We start from the raw sequence: 17,645 nt of genomic DNA, 5'->3' as shown, positions 1-17,645 counted from the left end.
CTCGGGAGACCTCGACTTCTATCCCAACACCGCCGCGCCGTCAGCTTCTACACCCTCATCTGCGAAGAGCCCCTTTCGCCATCGTCTCTATCTGGTCAGCAGTTCTCAGGTCGGTTAGCTGTACTGACCGGAAACGTTAGTCAATCGTGTGAACGGGGGTTGGTTTCCGCAACCCGTATGGGGGCGATGGTGGTTGTAGTAGTGCAACCAGCCGTCGAGCTCTCCGCGGCGCTCGGCCTCGGATCGGTAACAGCGGGCATAAGCCCAGCCATCTGCCAGAGTGCGATGAAATCTCTCGATCTTCCCGTTGGTTTGTGGCCGGTAGGGACGGGTGCGCTTGTGCGTGATGGCGAGCTTGGCGCACGTGCCGCGCCAAAGGTGTGATCGGTAGGCACCGCCGTTGTCGGACAGGACTCGTTCGACGATGACACCGCGGGCGTTGAACCACTCGACAGCCCGAGTTAGTACGGCAGTGGCAGTGACTGCAGTTTCGTCGTCGTGGATCTCGGCATATGCGACGCGGGGGTGGTCGTCGATGACGGTGTGAACAAACGCTGTACCCATCAACGGGTCACTGAACTTGTTCCGGGGCTTGTCTGGTGTGGAAGCCCGGTTCTTCTCTCCTTGCTGGCGGCCGACATAGCGCCAGCCTCCGCCATCAGGGATATTCCCGAGCTTCTTCACATCTACGTGAAGCATCGATCCAGGGTGGTCGTGCTCGTAGCGTCGGATCGGTTCTCCGGTTGCTCGGTCTACGTGGGACAGCCTATTGAGATGCACGGACCTGAGGATTCGGTGGACAGTCGAGGGGGCGATGTCCAGTCGATAGGAGAGCTGCACCGGCCCCTCCCGTAGGCGTAGCCGCAAGCTGATACAGCGCTTCGTGGTCTTCAAATCGGTCTTGCCCGGTGACTGGCGTGGCCTTGACGAGCGGTCGTGCATGGATTCGCCGGACCTGTAGCGCTCGACCCAGCGCTTCACGGTGGGCCAGGAGACCTGGAATCGGGCGGCGACCTCGGTGATCGGCCAACCCTGGTCAACGACAAGTCGTGCGACCTTGAGGCGGTGCCGAGGTGTTAGTGCTGCATTGGCATGAGACACGAAACTGATCCTCTACATGAGAAAGTATTCGGGCGTGGCCTTTTGGAGATGGCCACGCCCGCAAATCATTGTTTCGGGAATTTCTATAGGAGCGCTTTTCGAAGAATGCGCTCCTCTTCGTCGGTCAGGCCCGCCTGGCGAGGCGTTGAGCGCTCTTCTTCATAGCGCAGAGCTGCCGTCAATGTTTCGATGATCGGTCTGGTTTGAAGACCGTTGTCGATGGCCGCCGTGCTGTCGAGGGTTGCCGTGAACCGAGAACTTGGATCGGGGATCCATAGCGGGAATGACCGGGGCCCCATCCACGGATTGACTCCCTCGTCAAGAAGGGTCTGATCATCGACTACTCGGATGGCGGCTTCCATGCCGGACAGGTCTTGGCAATGCTGATAGATGTCTGCGAGAGTCGTGGTCTGACCAGCTGCACTGTAGGTTCCCGTGACCGAATTTGTAACGCAGCTAACGATCCACGCAGCAAGGTCCTCGACATCTAGGATTGCGGTCGGCTGGGTTTTGTCGGGGACCAGAACATCCGGCCCGGTCCAGTCGCCCCATCCTCCGATCAGTCCAGGTCGGATGATTGTGACTGGCTGGTCCATTGCTCGGTAAGCATCCTCACAGGCGATCTTTGCAGGGCCGAACTGGCTCATGTCTGGCATCCAGCCCGCCGCGAGTGGGTCATGCACCGTGCCGGCCTCTGACTGCTCAGGCGCGGAGAAGTCGGTGTAGACGCTGCTGGAGTATACGTAGACCCAGTGCCTGCTGGAGAGTTCTCCAACTGCACGGACGGCATGCACTGGATGGGAGGTCAGATCAATTACCGCGTCCCAGGCTGTTCTTGCGACCGAGCGCAGTGCATCAGCATTGTCACGGTCGGCTTTGATAAACGTGGTGCCGGCCGGAGCCGGCTGAGAGCCGCGAGCGAGACAGGTCACGCTGTGGCCAGAACTAAGGAATTGGCGTGCGATCTCACGCCCAAGAAACGCAGTTCCACCGAGCAATAGAATGTCCATGACATTCATGGTGGCACTTGGCGAGCCCGTCCGTGGGCTGCTCTGCTCTGAGCAGATTCAGGCGGCTAAGACGACCGCGCAGTCGCTGAGCGTTGCCTCCATGGTGTCGGCAGCCTTGCGTGCCAGGTCGGGGACTTCCAAACCTAGGGCTCCGGCGATCGCGTGCAACATCTCGGACGAAGGGTCCTTCATCCCGCGCTCAATCTCGGAAAGATACTGCGGCGATACCCCTGCACGGCCTGCTACATCCGTCAAGCGCTCACCGCGATCGACGCGTTCTTGACGCATAACGTCACCAACCGACTCTCGCCACAAGAGCCCGTCCTGAATCTGAACCGGCGGAAACAGCGGCGCAACGATACCCATACCTCGAATCTAGTCGATCAACGTCTCCGGTCAGTACAGCTAGGGACGGGGCCGGGGACGGGGCCGGGGACGACGACGAGCGGACCCCACCAGCGGAGCCATTGCCCGGCGTCGACCCCGCGGTACTGGCGGCCGCCGGGTTCTCCTCGTCGGACGCCCCCCGCTTCGGCCCCTATCCGGACGACCAGCCTGCGGCACTGCCCGCACCGCCTCTGCCCAATGCCCGCCTGCGCCCGCGGGGCTGACGGCGGCACCGTTGGCGGGACGTGAACCCCGCCAGCGGGCTCCCGCCACCGACCTCGGTCGAATTCGTTTCAGCACGGCAGTGTTCGCTTATTCGCGGACTTGCCAAGTGTGCGGACATTCCTGCTTGTCAGATCCATAAGATGGTATTGCGCAATACGATAATGCGCTAATGCTTGTTAGGGATTCCTTGCTTGTGTTAGTGCCTCAGCGATTAATAAGCTGTCGGTACGTGATTGTGAAACTTTCACACCGAAACCATGCTGTACGGGGCCTCGTGAACCGCTCCGCGGCAACCGATCAAGGAGACCGCAATGGCTACCGTCACCGACGTCAAGACCTGCACCGTCACCGCGTGCGCCTACAACAACGAAGGCTGTACCGCAGAAGCTGTGACCATCACGGATTCCGGTTGCGCCACCTTCATCTCCCTGGACGCTCACGGCGGCCTGCCCACCGCGGAAGCACACGTGGGTGCCTGCCAGCGCGCGAACTGCAAGTTCAACCAGGATCTGCTGTGCACCGCATCCGCGATCACCGTCGGTGATTCGGAGGCCTGCATGACCTTCGAGGCTCGCTGAGCCCGACCCGCGATCGTTCGCGGTCGGTGACCTGATCGCCGACCGTGACGCGAGCCCCCGTACGCACATGTCGGTGCGTACGGGGGCTCACGTCATGGTGACGGACAAGGAGCGCTCAGATGGCCCTTGAAGCGCTCGCGACCACCTCGTGCAGACCCTCGACCAGGTCCTCGACCGAGCGAGCAGGGCGCTCGAGGGGCACGACGACCGTTTCGCGCCCGGTGCCGTCTGTCACCAGGAACGAAAGGTCGCGGTCCGTCACCGCCACCGGGTAGGCGCGCCCCGTGGCGCAGTGCGCGTCACCCGGCGCGTCTGGGAACGCGGCGGTCAGTGATGACGCCGCGCGAAGTGCAGGCACGATCTCCGTGAGGTGAGTTCCCCATCGGCACCGCAGGGCTTCAATGGCCTCGAGCTCCTCGGCCGGGCTCGGCCAGGCCGCACGGGGTCGGAGTGCCTCGTGGTCCAGCGAGTGGGATCCGTGGACGTGATGCACGGTCATCTTGAGCGGCTCCACGTGCCACAGCTGGGCATCCGGCCAGCAGGCCAGTGCTCGCGCGATCTCCGTGGGGAGCGGCCCTTCGGCCAGAACGGCGAGTTCCTCGTCCTCCGAGCATCGGGTGAGCATGACGTGGCCGGACAGCTGGGAGGTGTTCATCCGAACCTCGGGCAACGGTGCATCGGCCTTGATGGTCATCGCCACCCGCTGCGGCCTGCCCACGGGCATTTCCGGCCAGGCATCCTCCGTGGGGGCCGCCACCAGATAGCGACTGCCGTCCGCCGCCGCTCCGTGCAGTGCGGTGTCCAAGGTGTAGCCGCGTTCGCCGTCGTGGCAGACCACGACGGCGCTGCCGGCGCCGTTGAGGAGTCGGGCCGCGGCTGCAGTCGCGGCCATGTCCAAGTGACAGGGCGCGGACGTGGGGCGAGCTGTCGTGCGCTCGCGATTCGAATGCGCGCTGCTGATCCGAGTGCTCGCGCCTTCGCTCGAGGTGGTCATCCGGTCTCCAGGTGGTTCTCGTGGGCACGTCCCGGCAGTCTCTTGAGCCCGGGCGATGCGTGCCGACGGTGTGTCCTGCTGCACGCAGTGAGGTGAACCTAACCTGCGGGTCCGGGTGGTCGTCAAGGCTTCCGCACCTATTACGCAACACGTCCGTGTGCTAATTACGTCGCCTGTTCAGGTTCCCGACGTGCCACGATGGACACCATGCTTCTGCCCACGTATCCGGCCTGGACCTGGATCGACACCCCCATGGGGTGGATGCTCGTCGTCACCACCCGGCGGGGAGTCGTGCGCACGGAGTTCTCCGCGCCCGACGGCAGCCAACTGCCACGCGAGGGTGACGTCCTGCCGGCGGTCACCGCCGCGTTGGAGGTGGAGCCGGAGCGGGATGCCGGGGGGTTGTCCGATCTGACCTCACGAATGGAGGCATGGTTCGCCGGGGACCGGACGGATTTCGGCGTGGACGTGGACCTGAGCCTGTGTCACGGGTTCATGCGGCGGGTGTGTGAGGCCATCCAGGAGATCCCGTTCGGGGAGACCGTGAGCTACGGGGAGGTCGCTGCGATGGTCGGTTCACCGTTGGCCGCCCGCGCGGTTGGAACCGCCTGCAAGAACGTGCCGGTGGCCCTGTTCCTGCCGGTGCACAGGGTGGTTCGCGCTGACGGGACTACGGGGGAATCCCCGGATTCCCCATGCCACCGGCGCAATCTTCTGATGCACGAACGGGCCGTTCTCGGTCGCGGCAGGTCGCCCTGGAACTGAGTTCCCTCAGAACTCCACGGTGCCGTGAATCGTGACCCGTGCCGGCCCTCCGACCCAGATGTCCTCGCCATCGCTGCGCACCTGCACCCGTCCCTCGCGGCCCAGGACGGTTCCCTGAGCGGCAACGTACCCCTCGGGTGCGCGTCCGGCCGGGATGAGCCAGGTGGCAAAGCCGGCGTTGAGACTGCCGGTCACCGGATCCTCGCGCACGGTGCCTCCCATGCTGATCAGGGCCCGCACTTCGACGTCGGCCCGCGCGGCGCCGCCGGCTGCTTCCTGACCCGGTCGTGCGTCGGACGTGTGCGCTCCCAGTAGTCCGATCCGGAGATCCTCACGGGTGAACAAGGCGCTGTCCGGGGTCACGTCCAGCACGGTCTGTGCGTCCTGGAGGACCAGGCCCAGCCATCCCGGTCCGTTGTCCACCCACTGGGCGGCCTGGATCTGACCAGGAGCCAGTCCGAGGGCGGCCCGTGCCGTGGCCAGGGTGGCCGAGTCAACCTCACCCGAGCGGATCAGTGCCGGTGCCGCGAAGGCCAGGTCGCCGTCGTCGTCGATCAGGAGGGTGACCAGGCCGATCTCGCATTCCTGGACCAGCTCGCCTGCGGTGCGGGGCTGTCCGCCCGCGTCGAGCCACGCGCGGGCGGAGCCCAGCGTGGGGTGTCCGGCGAAGGGGAGTTCCTCGTCCGGGGTGAAGATCTGCAGCTTGTAATCCGCGGCCGGGTCCGTCGGCGCCTGCAGGAACGTGGTCTCTGAGAGATTGGTCCAGTTGGCGAACCGGGACTTCTGCTCCTGGGTCAGGCTGTCTGCGTCATGGACGACCGCCACAGGGTTGCCGCGGTGCGGCGTGGCCGAGAAGACGTCCACCTGGGAAAACTTGAAAGTGGTCACTCGGAGAGTATGCCCCGGTCGTGCCCATGGTTGTCATCTGACTTGGTATCCGACCCGCCGGCCCATGCGGTGCTCAAGCCTGGTCGGAGGGGAACCGAACACCGATCTGCGCCCGGACCGCGTCCAGGACGGCAAGGGTTCCCAGGGACGCTGCCTGGTGCCGCGCCAGCGCCTCGTCGTCCCGCTGGCCTCGGGGTGCGTCGGCCAGGCGGAGGAACTCGAGGAGTTCGTAGCGCATGTTCTCGGGTGCCCCGGACCCACCGCCGTCGCCGTCGACGGTGACGACGTCCGTCGACCCGTCCGTCCCGTGAAGGACCAAGTTGCGTGGGGTGGTGACCGAGTCGATCTCGAGCGTGGCCCGCTCACCTTCGATGGTGCTGGACAGGGGAGACGTCGTGATCTTGGAGTAGTGGAGGCTCACGGAGAATCCGGCGGGGGAGTCGAAACCACACAGCACGGTGCCGGCGCCGTCGGCACCGGATCGCAAGATGGTCGCCGCCGCGTGAATGCGCTCCGGCACTCCCCACAGCGCGACCATGGGGTGGGTGCAGTACGTTCCGATGTCCATGAGCGCCCCTGCGCCCAGCGAGGGATCGAAGATGGCGGGAGTCTCACCGGCCAGGAACTTCCCGTACCTGCTCGAATACTGGCACAGGCGTAGCTCGGCGCGACGCAACGGGCCGAGCTGCGGCAGGAGCTCCCGGATTCGGGCGAACCCCGGATCGTGGACCGAGCGCATGGCCTCCAGGACGACCACCCCCGTGGACTCGGCGGTGTCCACCAGTTCTTGGAACTGCCGCCGGTCACATGCTGCGGACTTCTCCAGCAGGACGTGCTTGCCCGCTCGGAGAAGGGTGTTGGCCTGCGGGAAGTGCAAGGCGTTCGGGCTGGCGATGTACACCGCGTCGACGTCGCTCGCGTTGGCCAGCTCTTCGAGCGAGGTGACCACCCGCGCCCGGTCTCCCGTCAAACGGTTCGTCTCAGCCGCAAACGCTTCCCCGCGGGAGCGGTCTCGTGACATGACCGCCACGTGTTCCACACCGTCCACCGCCCCGATGGCCCGGGCGAACGTGGAGCCGATGGAGCTGGTCCCGATGGTCGCGATGCGCATGGCACCAGATTAGGCCCGGTGCCCGGTCGCAGGTGTCCGCAGCTGCGCCTGTGCGGGATGTGTCACGAATCATCCTAATTGCAGTTGTGCAAAAAATCTGGCCCTGCAAAAATTGCACGAGTGCAAGAAATGACATTGCGGGAGCGCAAGAAGGCCCAGACCTGGGAGGCGATCCACCACGCCGCCGCCCGTGCCGTGCTGGCACGTGGCCTGGGCGCGGTCACCGTGGAGCAGATTGCCGCAGCGGTCGGTATCTCGCCGCGGACGTTCTTCAACTACTTCCCCACCAAGGATCATGCCGTCCTGGGGCTGCGTGAACCGGTGATCGACGAGGGTGCGCTGGCGGAACTGACTGCGGGCCCGGACCTGTTGGCCCAGGTGGTCGACGTCCTGAACCGGACGCTGCGGTCATCGGTGCCGGCCAAGGACCGCAGCCTGCGTCTGAGCGTCCTGCGGGAACACCGTGAACTGGTCGGTCTGCACAAACACAACCTCGCTGTAGCCGAGGACAAGGTTCGCGTCGCTTTGCTGGACCGTGTGGCGGACCGGGCCAGAGGCGGGACCTTGGTCGAGGACGCGGAACACCCGATCGCTGAACGTGTCCGACTGCTGGTCATGATCGCCAGCGCCATCTTGCGTTACGTCTGGACGGATCCTCACCGGGAACCGGGCACAGAACCTACGGAAGACGACGTCGAACGCGCCGTCGCCCTTTACAAACACTTGAACAGAACGGACTTTGCGTGAACTCTTCAACCTCTCCGGTCCGAGAGCCTCAGCCGGAGACCGGTGCCCACACCCTGGTGGGTTCGGCGACTTCGGCCTCCGGGGCATCACCCTGGACCCACGAAACGGAGATCGTCACTCCCTCGGCTGCCCGTCCGCGGGACTCCGAGAAGCCTCAGCAGCGACTGCTGCCGATCTTTGCGGGTCTGATGCTGGCCATGCTGTTGGCCGCGCTGAACCAGACGGTGCTGTCCACGGCTCTGCCCACCATCGTGGGTGAACTCGATGGTGTGCACCAGATGCAGTGGGTCATCACGGGTTACATCCTGGCCTCGACCGTCATGATGCCCGTTTACGGCAAGCTCGGAGACCTCTTGGGCCGAAAGAACCTGCTCCTGGGCGCGATCGTCGTGTTCGTGGCCGGTTCCGTGGTGGGTGCTCTGGCACCTGACATCACCTGGCTCATCGTGGCCCGCGTGATTCAAGGCATCGGCGGTGGTGGCCTGATGATCCTGTCGCAGACGGTGATCGCCGACGTGGTGCCCCCGCGTCAGCGTGGCCGGTACATGGGCATCATGGGTGGCGTCTTCGCGCTGGCCTCCGTCGCGGGGCCCTTGCTCGGTGGATGGATCACGGAAGGACCGGGATGGCGCTGGGCTTTCTGGATGAGCCTTCCGCTCGGTTTGCTCGCCTTCGCCGGTGTTGCTGGCTTCCTGAAACTCCCGCGCCATCGGGGGCCCGTCAAGATCGACGTGCTCGGCATGATGCTGTTGGCCGCGGCCACGGTGGCCGTGATTCTGGTCGCCACCTGGGGTGGTCACCAGTACGCCTGGGATTCACCTCGGATCCTGGGCCTGATCGGCGCCGCCGTCGTACTGGTCGCCATCTTCGTGGTGGTCGAGCGCAAGGTGGAGGAACCCGTTCTCCCGCCGGCCTTGTTCGCCAACCGGACCTTCGTCCTGAGCACCGTCGCCGGGTTGTTCGTCGGCGTCGCCATGTTCGGTGCCCTGGGCTACATGCCCACCTACCTCCAGATGGTGCACGGCGCCAGTGCAACGGCCTCCGGCTTGCTCATGATCCCCATGATGGGTGCCATGCTGATCACCTCGACAGTTTCTGGTCAGGCCGTGACCAAGTCCGGGAAGTACAAGAAGTACCCCATCGTGGGCATGACGCTGATCGCCGTGGCCATGGTCATGCTCTCCCTGCTCAAGGTCTCAACGCCACTCTGGTTCGTGTGCACCTCCTTGGGCGTCCTCGGGGTGGGCCTCGGCCTGAGCATGCAGATCCTGGTGCTGGCCGTCCAGAACGTGTTCCCCACGTCCATGGTGGGAACGGCCACGGCCGGCAACAACTTCTTCCGCCAGGTCGGTGCCACGTTGGGCTCGGCCGTGGTCGGTGGAGTGTTCGCCACCCGGTTGGTGGACCTGCTGACGGAGCGCATGCCACCGCAGGCGATGGCCGGAGCCGGAAACTCGGACATGTCCGCGAGCCTCACGCCCGCCGTCGTGGGTGATCTGCCGGAGCAGATCCGAACGGTGGTCCTGGGGGCCTACAACGACGCCCTGGTTCCGATCTACCTGTGGTTGGTGCCGTTGGTGGTCATCGGTGCGATCCTGATGTTCTTCGTGCCGGAGACCCCGCTGCGCACCTCCAACATCCCCAAGGTGGAGGCCAAACCGCAGGCGAAGTCCGAGGCCGCGTCCCGGACCGCGTCGAAGTCCTGACGGCCACGGTTCTGACGCCTCTTCTGACACGCAGAACGCCGCGCTCCTGGATGGAGCGCGGCGTTCGCATTTGTCTTGCTGTGCAGCCAGGGCCAAAGTCCGGGCCCGGTTCGCTCAGGCGCTGAGCGTGAGTTCCCCGCGAACCCTGGTGGTCACCGGGCCGCCCACCCAGACCTCGTCCCCATGCATCTGGACGTGGACCTTGGCCGACCGGCCGAGCACCGTTCCCTGGGAGACGGTGTAGGAGGCGGGTGCGATGTCGTTGGGTACCAGCCACGTGGCAAAGCTTGCGCTGAGGGCAGCTGCGGCGGGGTATTCCGCGACGCCCATGGAAGGAGCGAAGGAGCGCATCTCGAAGTCGGCAGGACCACCCTCCGGGTAGGCACCCATGACCCCCACACACAGCTGGCCGAGCTCGGGGATGTTCGGGTCCATGGCGATGACGGTGTCGGCATCGGAGACCAGGAGGCCCAGAAAGCCGGGCCCGTTGTCCAGCCATGTGGTGGCCTTGATCTGATCGGCGTCCAGCCCGAGGACCTCGCGGGCGATTTCCACGGTCAGGTGGTCAGGGCCGCCGCGGTCGTAGATGGGCGGAGCGGTGAACTGCAGGTGGTCCTCCGCGGCCACGGAGATCTGTACGGTTCCGGCCCCACACTCCTGCAAAACCTGGGTGGGGACTTTCGGTTGGTGGCCATGGTCCAGCCAGGCCCGGCACGCGGCCAAGGTGGACAGCCCGGCGAAGCGGACTTCCGTGGACGGGCTGAACACGCGGATTCGGTAGTCGGACTCCGGATCCTGGGGGGAGAGCACGAAGGCGACTTCGGTGAAGTCTGACCACGCGGCGATCGCCGTCATCTCCTCGGTCTCGAGGGAGTCGGCATCCAGCACGACGGCGATGGGGCTTCCCCTGAACGGCCCGTCGGCAAAGACGTCGACGACGACGTGGGGGAGGACGTTCGGGAGATCGGCAGCGTGGCCGACGGCGAGATCGGGCGCACGGTCCGGCGCGAGATCGACGTGGGGGAGATCAGTCATGACCATGAGGTTAGGGCCTATGGTCTGCGAGAACGGCCTTGGATCCCGGCTCGAGCAGTCATGACCCTTCAAAAGCGGACGACTCGATGCGTAGACGTGGAATCACTGTGCCCGGGGGGAAGTCCACCAGACGGTGCAGCAGACGACGGAAGGAGTTCGGAAGGTCCTCCAGATCAGCACGGCGCGTGGCGTCGCGCAGGAATGCTCCGTTCTTGGGGAGTGGGTCCTCGGGCAGAGGTCCCGTGCCAGGAGATTCCGCCACACGGCGCCACGCAGCAGAGATGAAGCCGCCCCAGGCGGAGAGCTCCGCCTCCAGCGTCGTTCCCCACGCGCACCAGTACGGTCCGACGACCGTGGGGTCCCCGAACTTCCAGTCGACGGCGGGAGTGAAGACGGCGAGGGTACGGAGTAGGGCCTCGGTCTGCTGTTGTCGGGAACGTTGCATCCGATGGGCCTTCGAGGTGGCGGTGGGCGGGGTGCCGCCGTCGCCGTCGAAGACCACGTACGTGGGGATCCCCAACTGCCGGGCCAGTGCGGCCATGCCTGCCAAACGGACCTTGCTGCCCGCGGGGACGACGGTGAGGTCGCCGATGCCCCATCGGCCGACGAGAACTTCCAGTACCGCGCGGTCGGTGACACCTTCCACCAGTAGGACCCGCGTCGAGCGAAGGAGTTCGGCAAGAGCGGCAGGGTTGGTGGAGCTGAGCTCACGGAAGACTCCGTTGCGGGACCGACCGAGCGTGGTGGCGAGCTCCACGAGGTCAACCTGGAAGCGGCCCTGAGGCGTGACGCGAGCCAGATGTGGCAGCCACTGCCCGGGGACGGGGTCCCGCGGCCCCGGAACATAAAGGACGTGGTCGACAAGACCGTCGGCACCCGCGCGCCGGGCACTGTCCAACTCCGCCCTGAGTTCTCTGGCGGTTGCACCGCGGCCAGGGTCATCGTCCGTTGCCGTGCGATCAACTGTCCTGCGATCAACGACGACGGTCCCGTGGTCGCCGATCGCTCGCACCGTGCGGTCCTGGGCCGCGCGGGCGGCCGCCTCGGAGGGCCAGCCCGCATACACCGCCACCGTGAAGGGAGGCGGCGCTGCTGGGTGCTGTGACACGTGATCAGCCTAGGAGCCCTGCCTTCCCGAGCGGTGACGGTGCGCCCATCGGGTGTCGGCATCGTCCATAAGTCTGAGCAAGGTCCGGGGCGAAACCGAGGAAACATCCGGTGAAGTTCGGCGATTCATTCTCTCGGTGGATGTCCTGCCCACCGTGATCGGACAACATGGGGACAGAGGCTCAGAAAGGGCCTGACCCATGACGCAGGAGGAAAAGACGATGGAACCGGCGGTCCTCGAGACCGAAAATCTGGTCAAAGTCTACGGACGCGGAGCCAACAGATTCGATGCATTGAAGGGGCTGACCCTTGACATCAAACGCGGCGAGTCCGTTGCGGTGATCGGGAAGTCGGGTTCTGGCAAGTCCACGCTCATGCACCTCATGGCGCTGCTGGATCGCCCCAGCCAGGGAGTGGTCGCCCTCAACGGGCGCCCGGTCTCCGAGCTCAAGAACAAGGAAATACACAAGCTGCGCAACGAAAGTTTCGGTTTCGTTTTCCAGCAGTTCTTCCTGAACCCGAACCAGACAGTGTTGGAAAACGTGGTGCTCCCGCTCAAGATCGCCGGTCTCTCCAAGCGTGAGCGCAATCGTCGTGGATTGGAGGCCCTGGAACTGTTGGAAATGGCCGACAAGGCCAAGAACAAGGCGACTGATCTTTCCGGTGGTCAGAAACAGCGCGCGTGTATTGCCCGCGCCCTGGTGACCAACCCGTCGGTGATCTTCGCGGACGAACCGACGGGCAACCTGGACTCCAAGACCTCCGAGGTCGTCGAGAACATCCTCTTCGGCCTGCAGCGCGATCGTGGCATCACGTTGGTCATCGTGACCCACGACGACGACCTGGCGGCCAAGTGCGACCGACAGATCTACCTCAAGGACGGTCTGATCGTGGCCCCCGAGCAGAGCAACACCGCCCGGTCGGAGGCTGCCTCGTCGGGTGAGCCCGCACCTTCCGGGCAGGAAGCCACTGAACCCTGGGCGGGTGGCGGAAGCACCGCGTCCCGCGCATCCGAGCTCGGAAAGGAAGGCAACCGATGAAGGCCGTCGACGTCGTCACCACCGCCCTCGGGAACACGATGCGCTCCAAGGCGCGTACCTTCCTGACCGTCATCGCCATCTTCATCGGCGCCTTCACCCTGACCCTGACCTCGGGTCTCGGGGTGGGGATCAACAGCTACATCGACCGCCTGGTGCAAGGCTTCGGTGACCAGCAACAGCTCTACGTCCAGAAGACAAGCTCGCAGCAATCGGGCAACGCGAACGAACCGCAGGCCTACGACCCGGAGAAGGGCGCTGACAAGCAAGGCCAGTTCGGCATGTCCCTCTTGAGCGAGAAAGACATCGAGCAGATCGGCAACATCGACGGCGTCGAATCCGTCGAACCCGTGGTTGCGGTCTCCCCGTCCTATCTGGAGGGCGAGAACGGTGACCAGTTCCAGGTCCAGTTGGGCTACCCCTCTGACGTGAACAGCTATGAATACGCCGCCGGTGAAGCCCCCGGCCACGACAAGGACGAGATCACCATTCCCACCACGTGGGCCGACTCCCTGGGTTACGACAAGCCGGAAGACGCCGTGGGTGGAAAGGTCAAGATCGCGGTGTCCAATGTCACCGGTGAGGAGAAGACGTTCGAGGCCACGATCAGCGGCGTCACCGAAATCATGCTCTCCAACCAGGGCGCACAACCCACACCGTCCTCGGCGTTCAACGACCGGTTGTACGACTACCAGCAGGAGGGCCTGCCCGAGGGCGCCCAGACCGATGGCTACGCCATGGCCGTGGCCGACGTACCGGACCTGGGCAAGCAGAGTGAGGTCAAGAAGTCCTTGACCGAGGACGGCATGCTGGGCATGACGGTCGAAGACCAGATCGGCACGATCCGCGGCATCATCAACGCCGTCACCTGGATCCTCAATGGGTTCGCGTTGATCGCTCTGTTGGCTGCGGCCTTCGGCATCGTCAACACGCTGTTGATGTCCGTGCAGGAACGAACCCGTGAGATTGGCCTGATGAAGGCCTTGGGCATGTCCCCTGGCAAGATTTTCGGCCTGTTCTCGAGTGAGGCCGTTCTGATCGGTCTGTTGGGATCCGTGATCGGCGTGGGCGTCGGCGTCGTCGTCGGCACGGTGGCCAATGCCTTGCTGACAGGGGAAGGCGGCGCCCTGAGCAACGTCGCGGGCCTGAGCCTCTACGGGATCGCGCCCTTGCAGCTGGTGGGCATCGTCCTGCTGATCATGCTCATCGCCTTCATCGCCGGAACCCTTCCCGCGGCGCGTGCAGCCAGAAAGGATCCGATCGAAGCGTTGCGATACGAATAGCGCGCAGGTGGCCTACTCGGGGGACACTGGAGATGCCCCCTGTAGTCCCATCACAGTCCTGAGACCACACTCGTCATTCATCCACAGGAGGAGATCACCGTGACGAACGCACCGCAGAATCCTCAGTACCCGGAGCCCGGCAACAAGTACGGCACCAGCGGGTACGACCCCAACCAGAACTTCGAGATGTCCAAGCCCCCGCAGGTTGATCGGCTGCGTCAGATGACGCTCGCGTCCATGGCCATCTACCTGCTCTCCGGGGTGCTGGGGATCATCTACATCTTCTCGGGCTCCGGTCGGGAAGACATGCAGCAGCAACTCGAGGGCCAGGACCTGGGTGGCCTGAGCGTTGACGACGCCCTCATGGCCGGCGCCATCAGCGCCACGGTGGTTTCCGTCCTCCTCATGGCAGTGGCCCTTGTGCTCTACATCCTGGTGCTGGTCGGCATCAAGAAGCGCTGGGGATGGGCCCGGATCCTCGGGATCGTCCTGGCGATCCTGGGCGTCCTGTTCGTGGGCATCGCATTGTTCTCCGGTACGCCGATGGCGGGCGGACTCGGCATCCTCGTGTTGGTGTTGGACGTCTTGTTCGTGCTGGTCAACGTCTACTGGCTCGTCCTTGCCTTCAACGGCAAGGTCGGCGCATGGTTTGCCCGCCGTAATTGAGGACGGACTCGATTGATCGATCCTCACCAGCAACCGCCCGAATCGCGTGAGCAGCGCGATTCGGGCGATGCTGTTCCCAGCTCCAAGCGCGAACCGGGTGAGCGGCCACGGTCGGTGATGTTCTTGACACAGCTGACGGTGCTGTCCCTCTTGCTCCACGTGTCGGGGTCGGTCGTCAGCATTGCCGCCCTGCTGAGCACCCCCATGCTGGAATCGGTCAGGGATCGGTTGGCCAGCCAGGGAGTCCCCGCCGAGTTGATGGACAACGATTCCCTGCGGAAGTCACTGGTCACGGCGACGCTCGGCAACGTGGTCCTGGGGTTGCTGATCACGAGCGCCTTCGTGATCGTGCTGCTCGGCATACTGAACCGCGCGGACTGGGCCCGGTGGGGTGGGCTGGGGCTGGCCGCGGCCTTCGCCCTCTGGAACGTCTGGGTTCTGGTACCGGGGGGAGATCCCTCTCCCACGGGGACCATCTACCAACCCATGTCCGTAACGATCGCCGCATTGTTCCTGGTGGTGAATCTGGCCTGGCTTCTGGTCGGGTTCAATCCGGCGGTGACGGCGTGGTTCCGGCGTCGAGTGTGATGCACTAGTCGTACCGTCGACAGCACCGGCCGCCACGCCCGTGAAGAGCCCGCGACGTGCCGCCTCCGCACCCGAAAGGACCCTCCGTGTCGCAAGGCCCCCAGAACCCGTACGGCCAGGAGCCACAGAACCAGGCGCCGCAGAACCCGGAGAGCCGGAATGACGGGTCCACCGAGCCAGGCTGGCCTGGCCAGCAGCCGGGCGGTCCGAACGGGTCGAGTGCGTCATCAGCGCCGCGGTACGTCCCCGGTCCACAGGGCCCGAACTCCTCGAACGGTCCCGGCCGTCAACCCTATGCCGGTGGCCAGTACTCCCAGCCGCAGGGGCAGCCCGTACAGAATCAGAACCCGTACCAGCCGGGTCCGTACTCGCCGCAGGCACCGAATCAGGCACCGAGTCAGAGCCAGAATCCGTACGGGCCTGGTCAGTACTCACAGAACCAGTACCCGCAGGGTCAGTACCCACAAAACCAGTACGGGCAGGGTCAGTACAGCCAGAACCAATACAGCCAGAACCAATACGGACAGAACCAGTACGGACAGAACCAGTACGCGCCCAACCAGTACCCACCGAATCAGCAGGGTCCGAACCAGTACGCGCAGTGGTACGACCCCAACGGCGGTCCGTCCCGTCCCCGGAATTTCAGCAAGAAGGATCTCTTCACCAAGCCGCTCTACCTGTTGGTGATCCTGTCCGCGGTGCTGTTCCTCGGTACCCGCTTCCTGGGCATCATCGGTCAGCTGGTACCGGCCTACCGGGACCGGTACTACACGAGTTGGGAAATGCTGTCGGGAGCAGCCGAGACCTCCGGTTTTTACCTCGGGATCCTCATCGTCACGGCAATCGTCCTGGCGCTGTACGCCCTCGTCCTCTTCCCGCTCACGCTCGGGAAGAATTGGGCTCGGATCCTCGGGTTCGTCTTCGCCGGGATCGGGTCCTTGATGATGCTGGCCGACTTCTTCACGGTCGGGCGCTACGGTGCCTTTGGCATTGTGCTGGTCCTGGGGATTCTGGGGTTCGTGGGCGTCAACATCGCGTGGGTCGTCGTCGCGATCCGAACGTGGGAGAAACCTCGCCGGTCCGGCCCCTACCCGGTCCCGTACGCTTGAGACATGCTTGCCGAGGAATTGTCTCCGGTTCGGTCCTTCGTTCGTAAAGCGGTGGTACGCGCCGCCGTCGGTGTGGTTGGGGTTCAGGCGGCCACGATTGGTGGCCTGGTCGGTTACGACGCCTTCACCAAGAAGCACCGCAAGGTGCGTTCCGGATTTCCCAAGCCCGGCCACTACGGCACGGACGTGGCCAATTCCGACGTCGACGTGTTCACCTTCGGCGCCGATCTGTACGACGACATGCTCGAACAGATCGACAACGCGGAGCACAGCGTGTTCCTGGAGACTTTCATCTGGAAGGGCGACGCGTACGGTCAGAGGTTCATGGATGCCGTCAACCGTGCCGCTCAACGCGGCGTGGACGTCCGCGTGGTCTACGACGGCTTCGGGAACTTGGTAGTGCCCAATGATTTCTACCGGTTCGACGAACGCGTCAAGTACTTCCGCTTCCCGGTATTCCGGCCGAGGCTGCTCATCACACCGCTGCGGGCCTCGGGATTCACTCACCGCAAGCTGCTGATCGTCGACGACCGGGTGGGTTACATCGGCGGCTACAACCTGGGGTCGACCTATGCCACGGAGTGGCGGGATACCCACCTGAAGGTCAACGGGCCGGACTCCTGGGTCCTACGGCAGTCCTTCGTGACCGTGTGGAACACCGTGGCCGGGCGTGCCGATGAGATCCCACGTCTGGATCCTCCCGAGTGGGACTCGCGAGTCCGGTGCTGGTCGAACCTCCCCGTGACCCGGGTCTACCCCATCCGCGGCATGTATCTGCAGGCGATCGACCGGGCCACCGACCACATCTACATCTCCACGCCCTACTTCATCCCGGACCAGCAGATTCTGGACGCGCTGATCCGAGCGCAGGCACGCGGGGTCGACGTTCGGATCATGGTGCCCATGGACTCCAACCACGTGTTGGCCGACTGGGGCTCCCGAGGCTTCTACGTGACGCTGCTCAAAGCAGGCGTCACGCTGTTGCTCTACAAGGACGCCATGATCCACGCCAAGACCGCCACGATCGACGGCATGTGGTCAACGGTCGGGACGGCCAACATCGACCGCCTCTCCCTGTCCTTCAACTACGAGGTCAATCTGGAGATCATCGACAACGATCTGGCCGCGGTCATGGAACGTGTTTTCGAGGTCGACAGCTCGAACTGCCATCGCCTCACTCTCGAGGAGTGGCAAGCGCGCCACCCCCTGGCGTGGGTGGCCGAGGCCGCCTTGGCCCCGCTGAGACCCCTGCTGTAAGGGCTTTGTCAGGGCGCGAGGCGGCCTCGGGGCCAGGAAAGCCGACCGGTG

General features: G+C 64.6%; 18 protein-coding genes. 10 read left to right on the top strand and 8 right to left on the bottom strand.

The genetic code is table 11. The features are described 5' to 3' along the window. Positions 1 to 114: 114 nt before the first annotated feature. From GWK18_RS10430 to GWK18_RS10420, 3 genes are all read right to left on the bottom strand, one after another. Positions 115 to 1,101: an IS481 family transposase gene (locus GWK18_RS10430; RefSeq protein ID WP_166835111.1), complete on the bottom strand. Its 987-nt coding sequence runs from the start codon at positions 1,099 to 1,101 to the stop codon at positions 115 to 117. 83 nt (positions 1,102 to 1,184) lie between these two features. Further along, on the bottom strand, positions 1,185 to 2,111 hold the full coding sequence (locus GWK18_RS10425; RefSeq protein WP_245193193.1) for an NAD-dependent epimerase/dehydratase family protein: 927 nt from the start codon (positions 2,109 to 2,111) through the stop codon (positions 1,185 to 1,187). Positions 2,112 to 2,168: 57 nt separating this feature from the next. Further along, positions 2,169 to 2,477, bottom strand: coding sequence for a helix-turn-helix transcriptional regulator (locus GWK18_RS10420; RefSeq protein ID WP_166835107.1), 309 nt, complete (start codon positions 2,475 to 2,477; stop codon positions 2,169 to 2,171). Positions 2,478 to 3,034: 557 nt separating this feature from the next. On the opposite strand from GWK18_RS10420, the gene GWK18_RS10415 reads away from it, so the two are divergent. Further along, positions 3,035 to 3,301, top strand: coding sequence for a DUF1540 domain-containing protein (locus tag GWK18_RS10415; protein WP_123824491.1), 267 nt, complete (start codon positions 3,035 to 3,037; stop codon positions 3,299 to 3,301). A gap of 115 nt (positions 3,302 to 3,416) precedes the next feature. Here the strand turns inward: GWK18_RS10415 and GWK18_RS10410 are convergent, their stop codons facing one another. Continuing rightward, positions 3,417 to 4,295 carry a hypothetical protein gene (locus tag GWK18_RS10410; RefSeq protein WP_166835105.1) on the bottom strand — a complete coding sequence of 293 codons (879 nt, stop codon included), beginning with the start codon at positions 4,293 to 4,295 and terminating at the stop codon, positions 3,417 to 3,419. Positions 4,296 to 4,502: 207 nt separating this feature from the next. On the opposite strand from GWK18_RS10410, the gene GWK18_RS10405 reads away from it, so the two are divergent. Next, positions 4,503 to 5,060, top strand: coding sequence for a methylated-DNA--[protein]-cysteine S-methyltransferase (locus GWK18_RS10405; RefSeq protein ID WP_166835103.1), 558 nt, complete (start codon positions 4,503 to 4,505; stop codon positions 5,058 to 5,060). Between the two features lie 6 nt (positions 5,061 to 5,066). On the opposite strand, the gene GWK18_RS10400 is transcribed toward GWK18_RS10405, so the two are convergent. Together GWK18_RS10400 and GWK18_RS10395 are read right to left on the bottom strand one after the other, a co-directional pair. Continuing rightward, a complete protein-coding gene (locus tag GWK18_RS10400; RefSeq protein WP_166835101.1) occupies positions 5,067 to 5,948 on the bottom strand; it encodes a PhzF family phenazine biosynthesis protein in 882 nt (293 codons plus the stop codon). A 73-nt stretch (positions 5,949 to 6,021) separates the two neighbouring features. Further along, positions 6,022 to 7,059 (bottom strand): Gfo/Idh/MocA family oxidoreductase, encoded by a 1,038-nt coding sequence (locus GWK18_RS10395; protein WP_166835099.1) that lies wholly within the window; start codon positions 7,057 to 7,059, stop codon positions 6,022 to 6,024. Positions 7,060 to 7,188: 129 nt separating this feature from the next. Between GWK18_RS10395 and GWK18_RS13195 the strand changes: the two genes are divergently transcribed. Both GWK18_RS13195 and GWK18_RS10385 read left to right on the top strand, forming a co-directional pair. After that, positions 7,189 to 7,806: a TetR/AcrR family transcriptional regulator gene (locus tag GWK18_RS13195; RefSeq protein WP_233568603.1), complete on the top strand. Its 618-nt coding sequence runs from the start codon at positions 7,189 to 7,191 to the stop codon at positions 7,804 to 7,806. Then, a complete protein-coding gene (locus tag GWK18_RS10385; RefSeq protein ID WP_123823672.1) occupies positions 7,803 to 9,512 on the top strand; it encodes an MDR family MFS transporter in 1,710 nt (569 codons plus the stop codon). Before GWK18_RS13195 ends, GWK18_RS10385 begins: the two co-directional genes overlap by 4 nt. Before the next feature lie 114 nt (positions 9,513 to 9,626). Here the strand turns inward: GWK18_RS10385 and GWK18_RS10380 are convergent, their stop codons facing one another. After that, positions 9,627 to 10,547, bottom strand: coding sequence for a PhzF family phenazine biosynthesis protein (locus GWK18_RS10380; protein ID WP_158609458.1), 921 nt, complete (start codon positions 10,545 to 10,547; stop codon positions 9,627 to 9,629). A gap of 58 nt (positions 10,548 to 10,605) precedes the next feature. Beyond that, positions 10,606 to 11,655 (bottom strand): TOPRIM nucleotidyl transferase/hydrolase domain-containing protein, encoded by a 1,050-nt coding sequence (locus GWK18_RS10375; protein WP_123823670.1) that lies wholly within the window; start codon positions 11,653 to 11,655, stop codon positions 10,606 to 10,608. A gap of 199 nt (positions 11,656 to 11,854) precedes the next feature. Between GWK18_RS10375 and GWK18_RS10370 the strand changes: the two genes are divergently transcribed. The 6 genes from GWK18_RS10370 to GWK18_RS10345 all read left to right on the top strand — a co-directional run bounded on the left by GWK18_RS10370 (position 11,855) and on the right by GWK18_RS10345 (position 17,594). Then, positions 11,855 to 12,694: an ABC transporter ATP-binding protein gene (locus tag GWK18_RS10370; RefSeq protein ID WP_233568591.1), complete on the top strand. Its 840-nt coding sequence runs from the start codon at positions 11,855 to 11,857 to the stop codon at positions 12,692 to 12,694. Further along, on the top strand, positions 12,691 to 13,974 hold the full coding sequence (locus tag GWK18_RS10365; protein ID WP_123823669.1) for an ABC transporter permease: 1,284 nt from the start codon (positions 12,691 to 12,693) through the stop codon (positions 13,972 to 13,974). Before GWK18_RS10370 ends, GWK18_RS10365 begins: the two co-directional genes overlap by 4 nt. Positions 13,975 to 14,073: 99 nt before the next feature. After that, entirely contained in the window at positions 14,074 to 14,640 is a 567-nt protein-coding gene (locus GWK18_RS10360) for a hypothetical protein (RefSeq protein WP_123823668.1), read from the top strand. 117 nt (positions 14,641 to 14,757) lie between these two features. Next, a complete protein-coding gene (locus GWK18_RS10355) occupies positions 14,758 to 15,228 on the top strand; it encodes a hypothetical protein (protein ID WP_123823667.1) in 471 nt (156 codons plus the stop codon). Positions 15,229 to 15,314: 86 nt separating this feature from the next. After that, complete coding sequence (locus GWK18_RS13340; RefSeq protein ID WP_166835097.1) at positions 15,315 to 16,337, top strand: hypothetical protein; 1,023 nt, start codon at positions 15,315 to 15,317, stop codon at positions 16,335 to 16,337. A gap of 3 nt (positions 16,338 to 16,340) precedes the next feature. Next, entirely contained in the window at positions 16,341 to 17,594 is a 1,254-nt protein-coding gene (locus tag GWK18_RS10345) for a phosphatidylserine/phosphatidylglycerophosphate/cardiolipin synthase family protein (protein WP_166835095.1), read from the top strand. Positions 17,595 to 17,645 lie beyond the last annotated feature (51 nt).

Origin of the sequence: Kocuria sp. JC486 (genome assembly GCF_011602805.1) — a bacterium.
In the GTDB taxonomy this organism is placed as follows: Bacteria; Actinomycetota; Actinomycetes; order Actinomycetales; family Micrococcaceae; genus Kocuria; species Kocuria soli.
The sequence above is the reverse complement of the archived record's forward strand: the minus strand, read 5'-3'. Positions and strand labels throughout refer to the sequence as shown.